Below are 16,164 nucleotides of genomic sequence, written 5' to 3' on the forward strand. Positions count from 1 at the left end.
CGTCACGCATCATGGGTGCTTGTCATGAGCGCGCTCATGCTCGTGATGCTCGGCGACCACATGCCGCTTGTGGAGCTCTTCGCTGGTGTTCATCGGCTCGGATGATTCGGACGGCGGTTCGGGTACGACTGGTGTTTGCTCTACTTCCGTCACGGCACGAGGCGTTTCTTTTTCTTCACTGCCAGTGATCTTCAAGATCGCATGGCGCATCTCGCGCGCAAGAATCACACGTGCATCTCGCACCATGTCTTCCAGTGCGCTGTCGTAGTCGAGTTTGCCGTTGGCATCGGTCCAGACGACGCGGCGTTCGCGCAGTTTCTGGATGAAGCCGCGGAACAGGGCCTTGTCGAAGAATTCCGGCGCGAGTGGTTCGCTGAGCAGGCTCAGGCGCTGGGCGGTGAGAGTGCAGACGTTTTCCAGTTCCGCGCCGGTGATGGTGTGCGGGCCGTTCTTGGCGAGTGCGGCGATGGTGATGTAGTAGCGTTCGAAGGCCTGGATCAGGCTGCGTGCAATCACGCGCAGCTGATAGGCGGCATCGTCCTGGCCGGGGCCGCGTTCGAGCACGCGGCCTTCGCCGACGGCTTCCAGCATGCCGCGGCGGACGAAGAAATCGACGGTCGCCTGCAAGTGAGCGCCGAAGCCTTCGGCGTCCCATGGCAGGAACAGTTCGCTCTGGATGAAGGGATAGATGATGCGGCCCAGGCGCAGGATCGAGGCGCGCGACATGCGACGATTGTTGAGGAAGCAGCAGGCAACCCACGCCGCGGCGGCGGTGAGGTGCAGCACGTTGTTGCGGAAGTAGCTCAGCAATACCGCCTGGTCGCCTTCCAGCGTCAGCACGTCGCCGAGTGGATGGCGCACGCGGGTGATCCAGTTCATCTGCTCGCCATAGGCGATGATGGCGTCGGGGGGCAGCGGCGTGAGGGTGATGCGATCCGAATACGGCAGCTCTTCCAGCAGTGCCTTGAGCAGTTCGAGCTGGGCGAGCAGATCGTTTTCCGCCATCGCGTGCTTGGGCGTGGACAGCAGCGCGAGCGCGAGCAGGTTGATCGGATTGACATCCGCCGCGCGATTGATGTTGATCTGGATTTTTTCCGCCAGTTGATCGACTACCGAACTGAGCCATTCCGGCTTGGTGCTCGGATCGCTGGTGGCTTCGCGCCAGTTGCTGCTGGCGGCGTCGAGCAAAGGCGTCAGTTCGATCGGCTCACCGAAGTTCAGCGCGACGTGGCCGTAGCGCTGGCGCAATACGCCCAGGCCGCGGAGCAGGCCGATCAGCGATTCTTTTTCTTTGGGCTTGCCGGAAAGCTCGCCGATGTAGCTCTTGCCTTCCATCAGCTTCTCGTAGCCGATGTATACGGGCTGGAACAGCACGGGGCGGCGTGGCGCGCGCAGGAACGCGCGCACGGTCATCGCCAGCAGGCCGGCGCGTGGCGCGAGCAGGCGGCCGGTGCGCGAGCGTCCGCCTTCGATGAAGTATTCAATCGGCACGCCGCGGTCGATCAGCTGCGCCATGTATTCGTTGAACACCACCGAATACAGCACATTGCCCTTGAAGCTTCGGCGCAGGAAGAATGCGCCGCCACGGCGCAGGAACGGGCCGATCAGCGGGAGGTTGAGGTTCACACCGGCGGCGATGTGCGGTACCACCACGCCGGAGTCGTGCAACTGATAGGACAGCAGCAGGTAGTCCGCATGGCTGCGATGGCTCGGCACGTACACCACCTCGTAGCCGGGCGCCGCGGCGCGGGCCTTGTCGAAGTGATGCATGGTGATGCCGTCGTAGAGCTTGGTCCAGAAGTTGCGCAGCAGGAACGACGCGGAACGCACCACGGGATGCGAGTAGTCCGCGGCGATCTCCATCATCATCTTGTGCGCGCGTTGCCATGATTTCGCGTAGGTGATGTTTTCCTTCGCGGCAGTGGACGCGATCGCGGCGCGCACCGGTTCGGCATTCAGCACGGCATCGACCACGGTGCGTCGATGCGAAAGGTCCGGCCCGATCACCGCCGCGCGGATGCGACGGAAGTGCGTGCGCATCACGCGCGCCATCTTGCGTGCAAAGCGTTCGGGACGCACGTCGCCTTCTTCGCCCAGTACCGTGCGCAACGAGACCGGGGCGGAGAAATGCACCACTGTATCGCGGCCGTTGAGCAGCAGCGCAAGCATGCGGCGGAAGCGGCCGACCACAACCCAGTTTTCCGAAAACAGCACGCTGAACCAGCCGGATTCGCGCGTGGGCGCGCGGCCGACGTAGATGGAGACGGGCACGATCTGGATGTCGCGATCCGGAAAACCTTCCAGCGCGCGCACCAGTTGGCCAAAGGGTTCGGTAGGCGAGCGTTTGCGGTTGCGGCCGAACAACCAGCCATCACGGCGCGCCAGCGCGAACACCGAGCGGCGCCGACGGGTGAAGGGCAAAGGCTGCATCGGGCTGGGCAAGCCGGCTTCGCGGCAGGCGCGGTCCAGGATCAGCGCGTCGGAAAATCCGTCGCGCTCGATCACGTAGCAAATCGGCGCGTCGCCTTGCAGCAGGCTCGCCGGTTCGGCCGGATCGCGCCGAATGCGCAGCCAGGGTTCGAGCAGGTGCCCGGCGAGGTTGAACCACCAGGGGGCGCGGCTACGGTAGCTAGGGTCCGCGTTCGTCATAGTCGGCATCTGCATAGTTTAGCGGTGGGCCTTAGGTACGGCTTAGGGCTTGGCCGCCAAGATCGTACCGGTGGAGCTGTTGCTGGCTGGCGCCCTGGCAGTGCTGGCGGGCGCGGGTGCGGTGCCGCTGCTGGCCGGTGCGGGCGGATGCATGAGCTGCTCGTGCTGCGCATGCTCGCCATCGATCATGTCTTTGTTGTACCAGCGGCCGTCCACCAGCTCCAGCTGCGAATCGGCACTCAGCGGTTTGCCCAGCAAGGTGTAGTCGATCTTCACGTGCGCCAGCCCATGGTCGATGCCGAGGGTGCTGACTTTTACCGAATCGAGCGTGTCGTCGATGGAAAGCCCGTAGATCGCCAGCAATTGCTTGATGCCCTGGTACGCGGTGGCGTACTTCTTCATCGCGCTATCGAAGTCCATATGCTGAAGCTGATCGGGACTCTTCAGGTCGAGCTGGCGCGCGGTGGTCACGACCACGCCGACCGACTGTTTGGCTTTGTCCTGATCGAACCACGGCGTTTGCTGGGCCCAGGGCAGCAGCACGTTGAGTGCATCGCGCAGGTTCTGCTTCTGGTTTTCCGTCATCGTCTTGTTCTGGGCGATGCCGGTGGTGAGGATGGCCTGGCCGATGCCGATCATCACCGGCAACTGGTCGTGGTATTGCTGCTCCATCTGGGTCAGCTTGGGCTTCAGCTGGTCGTACAGCGCGGTTTCTGCGTTGGGCGCGGTGAGTTGCTTGACGGCCTGGTCGAAGCGGGCGCGATCTTCGTCGGTGATCGGGCGCTGGTCAGGGCGCGGGCGGGTCCAGTCGGCGCGCAGGTTGTTGTAGTCGGCGGGGGGCAGGGCGTGCTTCCAGAAGCCGGCGAAGTCGCCAGCCTTGATCAGCGCTACGGATTCCTGCACGGCGGCTTCCGGCGTGGCGCCTCCGGGCGCGGCGGCGTTTTCTTCTTTCTGATGGCAGGCGGCCAGCGCGAGCAGCGCAAGGGCCAGCAAGCAATGCCTAAGTGTTTGAAAGCGCATGAATTCTCTCACAAGGGAGGGCGATAGCTTGCCATCCAGGCAAGGGCAGCGGCGGCGCCATACGGCGGGGCGCGGTGCATCTTAGAGCCTGTGCAGGGGTTTCGCGTAGCCCGCGCCATGCCCCATGAGTTGAGCCTGAGCAGCCGTCATGCGACAGCGCGGACTCAGCGCGAACCAGGCGAAACCCCTGCACAGGCCGCTAAAAATCCAAAAAAGAAAACCCCGCGGGCGTTGGGCCTCACAGGGTCATGCCGGCAGCGCCGGAAGGGAAATGGCCTTGCCCGCAGAAATTGGAGGTCAGCAGGATCGGCGGGGCCATGATACGGCCCCTTTTCACTTCAGGCAACACTTTAAGATACATCTGATAAGTGATTGATTTTTAGTCAATCAATATGAAGTGCCTGGACCTTCTGCTGACGGCGCTGGTCGCGCGGTGTGGTCCATTCGTTGTTGAACAGGGCCGGTTCCCAGGAACCGTAGGTCGGGTTGGGAAACACAAACCAGCGGCTGCCGATCCAGTCCGCATAGGGTGCCATAGCTTGAGCTCGGCCGGCCGGCGTATTGCTCATCACGCTGACGAAGTCGCCCAGCTGATCGCCGAACTGCATCAACACGCGATAGTGCTGGCTGACCAGCTGGCGGCGACAGTTTTTCTCGGTGCCGATCTGGTCGCACCCCTTCAGGATGGTGCCGAGCCCGAGAAAAGCTTCCGGCCCGGAGACGGGCAGCCCGACCTTGCGCAGGTTGTCGATGGTGGCAGTGTCCAGATCCTGCGCACGGTTGGAGATATAGATCACCGCGATGCCGTGCTTGGCGGCAAATTGCGTGAAGGCCACGGCGCCCGGCATGGCGCGTGCGCGTTCTTCCTTGCACCAGGCAGCCCAATCGGCCTCGTTGAATTCGCCGCCCTTGCGGATCAGGCGCGCCTGGTAGGGCGAGTTGTCCAGCACCGTTTCGTCGATGTCGAGGATCACGGCCGGCTTCAGGTTTTTGTACGGCGCGAGGCGATCGTCGGTGGGCAGCGCATCCCAGTGCTTGTCTTTGAGCGCGGCGAGCAACTGCAACTGCGCGCTGCGGTAGGTTTCCTGATAGATCAGGTCATGCTCAAGCGCGGTCTGCGTCCAGGCCACCGCATTGAGGTTGTCGTCGGCGGGAACGGCGGGTGACGCAGCGGGCGTGGCTGCCTGCGCCGTCGCGGTTGACGAGGATGACGTGGAATGCGGCGCCTGGCTGGCGCACGCGCAAAGCAAAAGCGTGCCCAGCAGCATGGGCAGAGACTTGGTCATGAAGCACCCTGTAGACGTGAAGATGTTGAGCGCCTGTTGAATGGCCCGCGCGGAAACATCAAACAGACTCCAAGAGGATCGCGCAAGTTTATGACAGACTTGCCGGGACCGCGCCTTCCCCATGGACCGCCTCGTGTACGCAGCCCTTTCCTCCGCCCGCGGCATTCGCATTGCCAGCTATGTCATGGCCGCCTTGGCGCTGGTGCTGGTGTTGCGCCTGCATCTGCTGCCGGCGCTGCTGGCGGGTTTGCTGGTGTACGAACTGGTGCACGCGATGACGCCCTTGCTCGGCCGGCGCATCTCCGGCGAACGCGCACGCCTGGTGGTAGTGACGGTGCTGGGCGTGATCGTGGTGGGTCTGCTGACGGCGCTGATCGTGGCGTTGATCAGCTTCTTCCGCAACGAAATCAACAATCCCGCCATGCTGTGGGAACAGCAGTTGATGCCGCTGGTGGAAAAGGCGCGCGCGCAACTGCCGGTATCCCTCACCAACTGGTTGCCGGACAGCGTCGACGAACTGCGCGTGATGGCGCTGGAACTCACCCGCAAACACGCGATGAGTTTGCAGAACGCAGGCAAGGAGACCGCGCGCGTGCTGGTGCACATCATCCTCGGCCTGGTGCTGGGTGCGTTGGTGGCATTGAGTCGCGCGCGTCCGTCCCATCAAGTGGGGCCGCTGGCCGCGGCATTGGGCGGACGTTGCCAGCATCTGGCGGGCGCGTTTCGCAGCATCGTGTTCGCGCAGATCAAGATTTCGCTGATCAACACCATCGCCACCGGCATCTTCCTGCTCGGTGTGCTGCCGCTGATGGATATCCACGTACCGCTGGCCAAGACCTTGGTGGTGGTCACTTTCCTGGCTGGCCTGCTGCCGGTGATCGGCAATCTCATCTCCAATACCGCGGTGACGATTGCGGGCTTGTCGGTATCGATGTGGGTGGCGGTCGCTTCGCTGGGTTTTCTGATCGTCATCCACAAGCTGGAGTACTTTCTCAACGCACGTATCATCGGCGGGCAGATCCGTGCGCGCGCATGGGAGCTGTTGGTGGCGATGCTGGTGATGGAGGCGGCGTTCGGCCTGGCGGGGTTGGTGGCGGCGCCGATCTATTACGCGTATTTGAAGCGGGAGCTGGAGCAGCAGCGATTGATTTGAGGCGAAGCGGGATGCGTCCGTGCTATGCGTCGTGCAAAGCTGCGATAAGTGCGTGGTTGTCGATCTCGCCTTCCCAGGTATTCCCGTGCAGCAATTGCTCCAGCGGCAATCGCGAACGCCAGCCGGCGATTTCCAGTTCCGGTTTAGGCAGAAATTCACGCACGTAACCCAGGCACAAATAAGCCAGCGGATAGACCTGCGCCGGTAACCGCAAGGTCTCTGCGAGTTTCACCGGATCGAGGATACTCACCCAGCCCACGCCAATGCCCTCGGCGCGCGCTGCCAGCCATAAATTCTGCACCGCCAGGCAGGTGCTGAAGAGATCGGTGTCCAGCATCGTGTTACGGCCGAGCACGTGCGGTCCGCCACGCTGGCGATCGCAGGTGATGCAGAGATTGATCGGGCTGTCGACGATGCCTTCCAGTTTCAGACGCCGATATTGCGCGGCGCGCTCGCCGTCGTAGTTGCTGGCCGCTTCGGTGTTGGCCTGCTCGTAAAGCGCCTTTACCGCGCGCTTCACGTCGAGACTGTCGATGACGATGAAATCCCACGGCTGCATGAAGCCTACCGACGGCGCGTGATGCGCCGCCTTGAGCAGGCGCGCCAGAACTTCCGGCGCGATGGGATCAGGCAGAAATTGCGAGCGCACGTCGCGGCGCTCGTGGATGGCACGATACAGGCCTGCACGCTGCTCATCGGTAAAGCGGTGATCGGTCATGTTGTGGATGCCCCCTGATGCATGCAACGCTGTCGATGGAGTGCGTAGGCTGGGATGAAAATCCCAGCAGTTGGGCTTCTGATGCTGGGATTTCATCCCGGCCTACGCGGACACGTAGTGTGAATCAGAGGCTGGCTGCTGCTCACGGACCGGCGAGCATGGCGGCAATTTTCGCCATATGCGATTCGGCCGTTTCGCGCACCATTTCCTTGTCGGCTTCCGGGTCCTTGCCTTCCCAGTGCAAGTCATCCTGCGGCAATTCCTGCAGAAAGCGGCTGGGCTGGTTGCTGTGGATTTCACCGTAGCGCTTGGTCTTGGACGACCACGACAGGGTGAGCAATTCCTTGGCGCGGGTGATGCCCACGTACATCAGGCGGCGCTCTTCTTCCACGCGGCCTTCGTCGATAGCGGCATCGTTGGGTAGCGTGCCATCTTCGCAACCGACGATAAAAACGAAGCGGAATTCCAGGCCCTTGGCCGCGTGAAGCGTCATCATGCGCAGTGCGTTACCGGGCTCGTCGCGATCGGCGTGCGAGAGCAGGGCCAGCTGCGCGGCGAGATCGCCAGCGCTGTTGCCTTTCTGCATGGCGCGAAACCAATCGGCCAGTTCCTGCAGGTTGCCCATGCGGCGATCGCGCAAGGCGGTATCCTGCGTGCTTGCGGCGATGTGTGCGGCGTACTGCGTGCGGGTCAGGATGCGAGAAACCAGGTCCGCCGCGCTTTCGTGCAGCGAGGCGCTGCGCAGTTCATCCAGCAATTCCGAAAACGACGCAAGCGCGGCAGCGGGACGCGGACTCAGCTGACGCAACACGCTGTCACTGCGCGTGGCTTCGAGCAGCGAGCAGTGTCTGGTCTGCGCGATCTGGCCGAGCTTTTCCAGCGTGGTCGCGCCGATCTCGCGCTTGGGTACATTGACCACGCGCAAGAACGCGGCATCGTCGCTGGGATTGGTAAGCAGGCGCAGATAGCAGAGCAGGTCTTTTACTTCCGCGCGATCGAGGAAGGACAGCGCGCCGGTGAGGTGATACGGCACGCGTGCCAGACGCAGCGCCTTTTCCAACGGCCGCGCCTGGAAATTGCCGCGATACAGGATCGCCATGTCGTGCCAGCGCACCTTGTGCTTTTCCGCCAGCGTGGCGGCCATGCCGGCGATGCGTTCGGCTTCGTGCTCGCCATCCTTGCATTCGATGACGCGAATCGCCGCGCCTTCCGGATGTTCGCTCCACAGCTTTTTGGTATGGACGTGCGGGTTGTTGGCGATCAAGGTGTTGGCGGCGCGCAGGATGCGTTTGCCGCAGCGATAGTTCTGCTCCAGCTTGATCACGCGCAGGCTCGGCCAATCCTTGCCGAGCTGCTCGATGTTCTCGGGATTGGCGCCGCGCCAGGCGTAGATCGACTGATCGTCATCGCCCACGCAGGTGAAACTGCCGCGGTCGCCCGCAAGTACTTTCAGCAGGCGGTACTGGGCATCGTTGGTGTCCTGGTATTCGTCCACCAGCAGATAGCGCAGGCGTTCGCGCCAGGTGGCGCGGCACTCCTCGTCGCTTTCGAGAATGCGCAGTGGCAGGCGGATCAGGTCGTCAAAATCGACCGCGTTGAAGGCGGCAAGGCGCTGCTGGTAGAGCTCGTAGATCGTCGCGGCTTCCAATTCGCGTGGGCTGCGTGCGGCGGCCAGCGCTTCCTCTGGCGACAAGCCGCTGTTCTTGGCGCGGCTCAGCAGATTGCGCAGGCCGAACAGCACATCAGGCTTGACGCCCTTGGGCGCCAGTTCCTTGACGATGCCCTCGCTGTCATCGGCGTCCAGCACGGAGAAGCCGCGCCGCAAACCAGCGCGTGCGTGCTCCATCTGCAGGAATTTCAAACCCAGTGCGTGGAAGGTGCAGACGGTCAGCGCCTGAGCATCTTCTGTGCTCACCAGTTTGGCGACGCGCTCACGCATTTCGCGTGCGGCCTTGTTGGTAAAGGTGATGGCGGCAATGCGGGAGGCGGCCAGCTTGCGGCGCTGCACCAGGTGCGCAATCTTCTGCGTGATCACGGAGGTCTTGCCGGAGCCGGCGCCCGCGAGCACCAGCAGCGGGCTGTCGATGTGTTCGACAGCGGCCAGTTGTTGGGGGTTAAGCATGCGTCGGTCGGATCGGTCAGGTGGGCGCAGCGCGCGGAACGAGCGGCGCGATGCTGGATCGTAGCAAACCGGGGACGCCGGGAGCAGGCTTGCAACCGAACCGTCACGGTGGCAGCGGGGCGGGTTACCATGCACGCCTCCGCATGCCCGCCGACCCGCATGGCCAAGCTCTATTTCTATTATTCGTCGATGAATGCCGGCAAGACCACCAACTTGCTGCAGAGCGCGTACAACTATGTTGAGCGCGGCATGCGCACGTTAATCCTCACGCCGGCGCTGGACAATCGCTATGGCGAAGGCGTGGTTGCTTCGCGCATCGGCTTGCGTTCGCAGGCGGAGCGTTTTACGGCGGAAACGGACTTGCTGGCCGTCGTGCGAACCAATATCGAACAACACGGCGCGCTGCATTGCGTGTTCGTCGACGAAGCGCAATTCCTCAGCAAGGCGCAGGTATGGCAGCTCACCGACGTGGTCGATGAACTCAACATTCCCGTGCTGGCCTACGGCTTGCGCACGGATTTCCGCGGCGAGCTGTTTGAAGGCAGCCGCTATCTGTTGGCCTGGGCCGACCACCTGGAAGAAATCAAGACCATCTGCCATACGGGCCGCAAGGCCACCATGGTCGTGCGCGTGGACGAACAGGGGCGGGCGATTACTGAAGGGCCGCAGGTTGAGATCGGCGGCAATGAACGCTATGTCTCGGTGAGCCGCGCCGAGTTCAAGAAGATCACCCAGGGGCGCGGCCGCATTGAATTGAAGCAGCCCAGCCTGCCGCTGGACGAGAAGCACTGATCCGGTCTGGATCGCACCCACCTGGATCACATCAAGGAAACAGCATGAGCAATCCGGTTACCTACTTCCCCGCCTGGCAGCGCCCGCACTGGCAGCCCAACGACGAGGAAGTGATCCTGCAGTTCTACGTGTTCGGCAATTTCCAGCCGACGCGCGTGCCATCCGCGCCGTATGGCAGCGATGGTTTGCCGGAAGAGGTGCAGCTTTCCAGTCATCACCATCAGGTGCTGCGCGATTGGGAAGGCTATCCGCTGAAGGCGCCGCTGGGCGACTTGTTCAAGCACGATGCGCCGGAGACGTTCGAAAAAGTTATAGCTACGCCGCAAGTGCTGGTGCTGCATGGCCGCTTCAAGGATCAGCCCGATACTGGCTATCTGCGCGACACGTTTGGCGTGTTGGCGGGTTTGCTCGATATCGGCGGTGTGGCGATTCTTGATCCGCAGATGCTCAGCCTGTTCGACGCGGATGAATGGCGCCAGCGCTATCTGGTCAAGGATGGTGCGCCGCTGCGCAGTCATGTGCTGATCTTGCGCGACGAAGACGAATCTGGCCGGTACTGGGTGCATACGCGCGGCATGCGCAAATTTGGCCGCGCTGATATCAGCTTGCGCAATGTGCCCGAGAGTGACGTCGATCGTGCTGGCGCACTGTGCCAGCGGTTGATCGAACTGGAGGCGCTAGGTGCGCACTTCGTGCACGGGCAAAACCTGGAAGTCGACGGTATTTTCGGCGGATTGACGGCGGAGCTTGGTGGTGGCTACGACAATCCGCAGTTCAACAACACTTACGTCGAGTTTTTCTGGCCCAACTGAGCGCCTCGTAGGCTGGGATGAAATCCCAGCTTTTTATGCTGATGACGATGCTGGGATTTCATCCCAGCCTACGATTGGCATGTCGGGCACCAAAAGGTGGAACGTTGCCCGATCACTTGCTGACGAATTGCCGTACCGCAAACCTTGCACGGTTCGCCTTCGCGTCCATAGACAAACAGTTCGCGAAAGAAATATCCAGGTGCACCATCGGGATTGAGAAAGTCGCGCAGCGTGGTGCCGCCGCGTTCGATCGCCCACGCCAGGATGCGTTTCACTTCACCCGCCAGGCGTTGATAGCGCGCACGCGATACCGTGCCGGCGGCGCGGCGCGGATCGATGCCGGCGGCGAACAGGGCTTCGCTGGCGTAGATGTTGCCTACGCCGACGACGATCGCGTTGTCCATCAGGAACAACTTCACGGCTGCCTTGCGGCCGCGCGAGCGTTGCCATAGCAGATCGCCGTCAAACGCATCCGTGAGCGGCTCAGGCCCGAGATTGGCCAGCAAATCATGAGTGGTGCCCGGTGCTTGCCATAACAGGCAACCGAAGCGGCGTGGATCGGTGAAGCGAAGAATGCGCGGGCGTTCGCCTTTCAACGCTTCGAGCGCCATGTCGACGTGATCGTGCACACCGGGTTGCACGTCCGGCGGCAATACACGCAACACACCCGTCATACCCAGGTGCATCAGCGCGCTGCCTGCGTGTGTGTGCAAGAGCAGATACTTGGCGCGGCGTTCGACTTCATCGATGCGTTGGCCGGGCAGCAATTCCGTGATTTCGCGTGAAATCGGCCAGCGCAGATCCGCGCGTCGCAGGATCACCTTCGTGATCCGTCGGCCGATCAGGTGTGGCGCGATACCGCGCCGGGTGGTTTCGACTTCAGGTAGCTCAGGCATGTCATTGCACCTGTAGCGATGCACTTTGGGCAGAGTGCGGCATGTAGCGTAGCGAGACGATGCCTACACGCTCGCCGATCTGCACATAAACGTTGTGGCCGATGGCGGTCATCGTGCCGAAGCGTAGTGTTTCCTCATCCAGTTCCAGCCTGGCTTGCGGCGGTGCCAGGCCGATTTTCGCGAGGTCATAACTGCTGGCGGGTTGCCAGCTTTGTACGGGCGCGGCGGCGATACGCAGCAGTTCGGCCAAACGCTTGTCGTCGGCACGCGTGGGTGTTGCCTGGTCGATACGCCACCAATGCTCGCCGCGCTTTATGTAGCGCTCGGCCGGCGCATTGCCCATGTCGAGTGTCACGCGCGTGATGTTGTCGGGAGGGAGCGGCAGCAACGTGCCAGGCGCAGCAGTGCGATCGCTGCGCACTTGCCACCACGCAGCAGCGAGCAAAGCGACAACGGCTACCAGCAGCCACAACTGTCCTCGCCATGAACGCGTCATGCACGCCGCCTGCGCCAGGCGATCAAGCCACCGATCACCAGCAAAAGCAAAGGCATCACCAGCATGAAGCCGATGGTGAGTGCGCTCAATTCGCCTTGCGATACGGTGAGTACGCGATCCGGTGCGCCTCGTGGCGGCATGCTGATCAGCTGGTCATCGCCGAGCAGCCAGTTGAATACGCGTTCGCCCAACGCGCGATTGCCGCCATTGCCGAGATAGCTGTTGGAAAGAAAATCGCCGTTGCCGATCACGACCACGCGTTGTTCGCTTTTGGCCGGACTGGGCGAGAGACGGCTGAACGAAAATCCGAAATCGAGCGGACCTTTCAACTGCGATGCGGCGTTGCCATCCAGCGATTGCGTGGCGGCTTGCGGACTGGAGCGCAGGAACGGTTCGATCTTCCAATCGCTCTTGCGTACTTCCGCCAATGGCGCGACTTCCGGAAACAGCGTGGTGAGCGTGAAGCCGCGCGTGATCATGTTTGGCGGGTAATCGCCCAGCGCAATCATGCGCGGATCTTTAAGGCCCATCGCGGAAGACGAGGCGTCAATCAACTCGCCAGGTAACACGCGAATACCGAGTGCGTCGGCGATGGGCTGCAGGCTTGCATCCAGATTGCCCGGATCGACCAGCCAAAGCAGGTTGCCGCCATTGGCTAGATAATCCGTCAACGCTTTGGTGGCGCCCGGTGCCAGTGCTGTTTGTGCACCGGCGAGCACGACCAGGTCGGTTTGCGCCGGTACACTGGTGACTTGCGAGAAATTCAGCGGCACCGCGCGCATGCCGCTTTGTTCAAGCTGCGAAACGAACGTGCCGAGATCCGCGTTGGCAACGCCGTCCGCACGACGCTCGCCATGCCCGGTCACGAAGGCGACGATGCGATCATTGCCGCGCACCAGGCGTTCCAGTGCATCGGTAAGGCTGCGCTCGGTCAGCGTGTCGAGGCGCTGCTGGCGATCGCGGTAATGCAGGATCAGTTCGCCATCAACTGTGATGCCGAGATTGCGCATCGCTGCCGGATCTTGCTGTGGATCGACGAAGCTGAGGCGCAGGTCGGGTTTCGCCTTTTGATAGCGTTGCAGGAAGGCGGCAACGGTCTGGCGCAAGTCGCCCTGCGGGCTCGCGTAACTGACGATATCCACCGGGCCATCGAACTTCGCAAGCACAGCGCGCGTTTCCGGCGTCATGCTGACGCGGCTGTTGTACGTCCAGTCGGCGATGTGGTCATGCCGTGCGGTAAGAAAGCCGATAGCGCCCGCACCAAGTAAAACAAGTAGCGCGAACACCCAGCCATTGAGGCGCCGAAGTACATGCCTGTTCATCAGCCGCGCTCCCGGTCGGCAGCCAGGCGTTGCGTGCCTAGCGCCAGCGCTACCGCCATCGCCAGCAGAAACCACACGATATCCGCGCTCGATACCAGTCCGCGCAACAAGCTTTCCTGATGCGTGCTCATCGCCAGCCAATTGATGAAGCCGCTGTTGACGCCGGCGAGTTGCGCGCCGAGGTTGATGCAATTGAGCGCGATGCCGATCATCAACGCAGCCACCGCGGCGATGGCGGGATGCGAAGCAAACGCCGAACAGGCCACGCCGACGGCGCCCAGCACGGCGAGCGTGAGAAAGGTGCCCAGCGTGGCAGCAGCCAGCTTACCCCAGTCCAGCGTCACGCCGTGCGCAAGGCTCATCGGCAGCGCGATGGCGAGCAGCAGCCACAACGACAGCCAGATCAGCACGGCCAGATATTTGCCCAGAAGGATGCGCGAGGCCGATAAGCCGGTGGAGAACAGCAGCGGCAAGGTGCCGGTGCTGCGTTCGCTCGCCAAGCTGGACATGGTCAGCAACGGCACCACCAGCAGCGCGAGTTCGGTCACGCCGAATGGTAATGGGCTGCCGGTGATCAAGCTGCTGTAGAGCCGTACCGCTACCAGGTCGGTGTAGCCGGGGCCATCCGGCAAGGCGGCGAGCTTTACCTGGTTGAGCAGGAATAGCTGCAATAGCAACGCAAAGCGCCAGCCGAGTTCCGCCAGCGCGAGGGCGCCGATGGTCCAGCCGAGCGGGCGCACGAACAGGCGGCGCAGTTCCAGCCGCGTCACAGCGAATAAGGTCATGCGGCTTGAGCCCTGCCGTGGACGGCGATGTCGAAGAAAGTTTTTTCCAGAGCGGCGTGCTGATCGGCCGGCAGTGGCGCATCGTGACGCAAGACGCCCTCATGCAGGATGGCTACGCGATCGCACACGGCCGTTACCTCTGTTAGTTGATGCGTGGAGAGGATCACGGCGGTGCCTTCGGCAGCCAACTCGCGCAGGAGCTTGCGCAGCGCTACGACTTGCACCGGGTCGAGCGCGTTGGCCGGTTCGTCCAGCACCAACAGGGCCGGACGGTGCAGCAGCGCGCAGGCCAGCCCCAGGCGTTGTCGTTGTCCTTGCGACAAGACACCCGCCAGCCGTCGAGACAAATCCCGCAGTTCCAATCGTTCAAGGATCGAGTCGCAAGCGTCTTTCAGTCGTGTGCCGACGAGGCCGCGCAGGCGACCATGGGCTTGCAGATGTTCGCGGATGGTCAGTTCCGGCCACAGCGGGGCAGCTTCCGGCAGCCAGCCAATCGCCTGTCGGGCCAGTTCGGGATGCTCCAAAAAGTCCTGGCCTTGCAGGCGGATAGTGCCGCTATCCGGGGTCAGCGCGCCGGCAATCAGGCTCAAGGTGGTGGACTTGCCTGCCCCGTTCACCCCAAGCAGCCCAAGGATCTGGCCGGCCTCAAGGCTCAGCGAGAGATCACGCACCGCCGGGCGGCCGGCGCGGCTGCGGGTGATCCCTTCAAGTTTTAGTACGGGTGCTAAAGCGGAGTTAGGCGCGTTCATTGCATGATTGTCGGGGTGACCCCATCCCGCAGACAACCGTTTGCCATCACGGTTTAACGGAAATCGAGGTGCTAGGGTCCTACCATGCTGGTAGGTACGGACGCCCTCAACTAGACTGCTTTTTCTTGCTCCAGGACTTTCCCCATGCTCGATGCTGTACTGCATTTCCTTTCCGGTGGCGTGAGCCAGGCCGGTTGGGTGTCGATCCTCGTCTACCTGCTGGTAGTCACGCAGATCACCATCTTTACCGTGACCCTCTATCTGCACCGCTGCCAGACGCACCGCGGCATCGACCTGCATCCGCTTATCGCGAATTTCTTCCGCTTCTGGGGCTGGCTCACCACGGGCATGGTCACCAAGGAGTGGGTGGCGGTACACCGCAAGCATCACGCCAAGGTGGAGACGGAAGAAGATCCGCACAGTCCGCAGATCTACGGCATCAAGAAGGTCTTCTGGGACGGCGTGTCGCTGTATCGCGACGCCAGCTACGTAAAGGAAGACCTGGAAAAGTACGGCCGCGGCACTCCAGACGATTGGATCGAGCGCAAGGTTTATTCCGGTCACCCGTATTGGGGGCCGGCGCTGATGCTGATCATCAACTTCACGTTGTTCGGTGTGATTGGTCTGGCCGTGTGGGCGGTGCAGATGGCCTGGATTCCGTTCTGGGCGGCCGGCTTTGTCAACGGCGTCGGCCACTGGTGGGGCTACCGCAATTTCGAGAGCTCCGACACCGCGACCAACCTTATTCCGTGGGGCTTCTGGATCGGTGGCGAAGAACTGCACAACAACCATCACGCCTTCCCGAGCTCGGCGAAGTTCGCGCTGCGCAAGTGGGAGTTCGATATCGGTTGGGCCGCCATCTGCATGCTGCGCAGCGTCGGCTTGGCCAAGGTGCTGCGTGTGGCGCCCACGCTCGACACGCGCCCCAACGTGCATCTGCCCGACGCCGAAACCCTGAAAGCCGTGCTCACCCACCGCTTCCAGGCCATGACCGACTACTACCGCAACGTGATCGTCCCGACCCTGCGCGACGAAGCGCAGCATGCCGGCGAAGGCATCAAGTCCATGCCACGCCGTCTGCGTCGCGCCCTGGCCGACGGTGGCCGCTGGCTCGATGGTGAGAATCGCGAGCGTATGCAGGACGTGCTGGCCAAGCGCCCCATGCTCAAGACCGTGTGCGAGTTCCGCACCCGCCTGGCGGAGCTGATGGAACAGCGTGGTGCCGACCAGGCGCTGAAAGGCTTGCAGCAGTGGATCGTCGAAGCCGAGCAGAGCGGCATTCGCGCCCTGCAGGAATTTGCCCAGCGCTTGAAAGGGTATTCAGTGGCCGCCGGTTGATTTGGACGGCTAAATGCGATGAACAA

Annotated in this window: 14 protein-coding genes; 4 read left to right on the forward strand and 10 right to left on the reverse strand. The window is 62.5% G+C overall.

What is annotated here, in order from left to right; all coding sequences use genetic code 11:
- Positions 1-9 precede the first annotated feature (9 nt).
- The 3 genes from plsB to VJR68_RS02535 all read right to left on the reverse strand — a co-directional run bounded on the left by plsB (position 10) and on the right by VJR68_RS02535 (position 4,955).
- Entirely contained in the window at positions 10-2,658 is a 2,649-nt protein-coding gene (plsB, locus tag VJR68_RS02525; protein WP_414647725.1) for a glycerol-3-phosphate 1-O-acyltransferase PlsB, read from the reverse strand.
- A 33-nt stretch (positions 2,659-2,691) separates the two neighbouring features.
- Positions 2,692-3,669 carry a hypothetical protein gene (locus tag VJR68_RS02530; RefSeq protein WP_324145974.1) on the reverse strand — a complete coding sequence of 326 codons (978 nt, stop codon included), beginning with the start codon at positions 3,667-3,669 and terminating at the stop codon, positions 2,692-2,694.
- Positions 3,670-4,052: 383 nt separating this feature from the next.
- A complete protein-coding gene (locus VJR68_RS02535) occupies positions 4,053-4,955 on the reverse strand; it encodes a 5'-nucleotidase, lipoprotein e(P4) family (RefSeq protein WP_324145975.1) in 903 nt (300 codons plus the stop codon).
- 121 nt (positions 4,956-5,076) lie between these two features.
- On the opposite strand from VJR68_RS02535, the gene VJR68_RS02540 reads away from it, so the two are divergent.
- Complete coding sequence (locus VJR68_RS02540; protein WP_324145976.1) at positions 5,077-6,108, forward strand: AI-2E family transporter; 1,032 nt, start codon at positions 5,077-5,079, stop codon at positions 6,106-6,108.
- Between the two features lie 22 nt (positions 6,109-6,130).
- On the opposite strand, the gene bluB is transcribed toward VJR68_RS02540, so the two are convergent.
- Complete coding sequence (gene bluB, locus VJR68_RS02545) at positions 6,131-6,826, reverse strand: 5,6-dimethylbenzimidazole synthase (RefSeq protein WP_324145977.1); 696 nt, start codon at positions 6,824-6,826, stop codon at positions 6,131-6,133.
- A gap of 142 nt (positions 6,827-6,968) precedes the next feature.
- Entirely contained in the window at positions 6,969-8,948 is a 1,980-nt protein-coding gene (locus VJR68_RS02550; protein WP_324145978.1) for a UvrD-helicase domain-containing protein, read from the reverse strand.
- A 159-nt stretch (positions 8,949-9,107) separates the two neighbouring features.
- On the opposite strand from VJR68_RS02550, the gene VJR68_RS02555 reads away from it, so the two are divergent.
- Together VJR68_RS02555 and VJR68_RS02560 are read left to right on the forward strand one after the other, a co-directional pair.
- On the forward strand, positions 9,108-9,740 hold the full coding sequence (locus tag VJR68_RS02555; protein ID WP_324145986.1) for a thymidine kinase: 633 nt from the start codon (positions 9,108-9,110) through the stop codon (positions 9,738-9,740).
- A gap of 44 nt (positions 9,741-9,784) precedes the next feature.
- On the forward strand, positions 9,785-10,552 hold the full coding sequence (locus VJR68_RS02560; RefSeq protein ID WP_324145979.1) for a hypothetical protein: 768 nt from the start codon (positions 9,785-9,787) through the stop codon (positions 10,550-10,552).
- Positions 10,553-10,620: 68 nt separating this feature from the next.
- Here VJR68_RS02560 and mutM read toward each other — a convergent pair whose 3' ends face one another.
- From mutM to VJR68_RS02585, 5 genes are read right to left on the reverse strand one after another with little or no spacing between them, the layout of a single operon-like run.
- Positions 10,621-11,448 (reverse strand): bifunctional DNA-formamidopyrimidine glycosylase/DNA-(apurinic or apyrimidinic site) lyase, encoded by an 828-nt coding sequence (gene mutM / locus VJR68_RS02565; protein WP_324145980.1) that lies wholly within the window; start codon positions 11,446-11,448, stop codon positions 10,621-10,623.
- A 1-nt stretch (position 11,449) separates the two neighbouring features.
- Positions 11,450-11,944 carry a DUF4340 domain-containing protein gene (locus VJR68_RS02570; RefSeq protein ID WP_324145981.1) on the reverse strand — a complete coding sequence of 165 codons (495 nt, stop codon included), beginning with the start codon at positions 11,942-11,944 and terminating at the stop codon, positions 11,450-11,452.
- Positions 11,941-13,266 (reverse strand): GldG family protein, encoded by a 1,326-nt coding sequence (locus VJR68_RS02575; RefSeq protein ID WP_324145982.1) that lies wholly within the window; start codon positions 13,264-13,266, stop codon positions 11,941-11,943. The genes VJR68_RS02570 and VJR68_RS02575 overlap by 4 nt, the downstream gene beginning before the upstream one ends.
- Positions 13,266-14,051, reverse strand: coding sequence for an ABC transporter permease (locus tag VJR68_RS02580; protein WP_324145983.1), 786 nt, complete (start codon positions 14,049-14,051; stop codon positions 13,266-13,268). Before VJR68_RS02580 ends, VJR68_RS02575 begins: the two co-directional genes overlap by 1 nt.
- Positions 14,048-14,800: an ABC transporter ATP-binding protein gene (locus VJR68_RS02585; protein ID WP_324145984.1), complete on the reverse strand. Its 753-nt coding sequence runs from the start codon at positions 14,798-14,800 to the stop codon at positions 14,048-14,050. Before VJR68_RS02585 ends, VJR68_RS02580 begins: the two co-directional genes overlap by 4 nt.
- A gap of 144 nt (positions 14,801-14,944) precedes the next feature.
- Here VJR68_RS02585 and VJR68_RS02590 point away from each other — a divergent pair, with 144 nt between their 5' ends.
- Entirely contained in the window at positions 14,945-16,138 is a 1,194-nt protein-coding gene (locus VJR68_RS02590; RefSeq protein ID WP_324145985.1) for a DesA family fatty acid desaturase, read from the forward strand.
- Positions 16,139-16,164 lie beyond the last annotated feature (26 nt).

This window comes from Dyella sp. (assembly GCF_035277725.1).
Taxonomy (GTDB): domain Bacteria; phylum Pseudomonadota; class Gammaproteobacteria; order Xanthomonadales; family Rhodanobacteraceae; genus Dyella_B.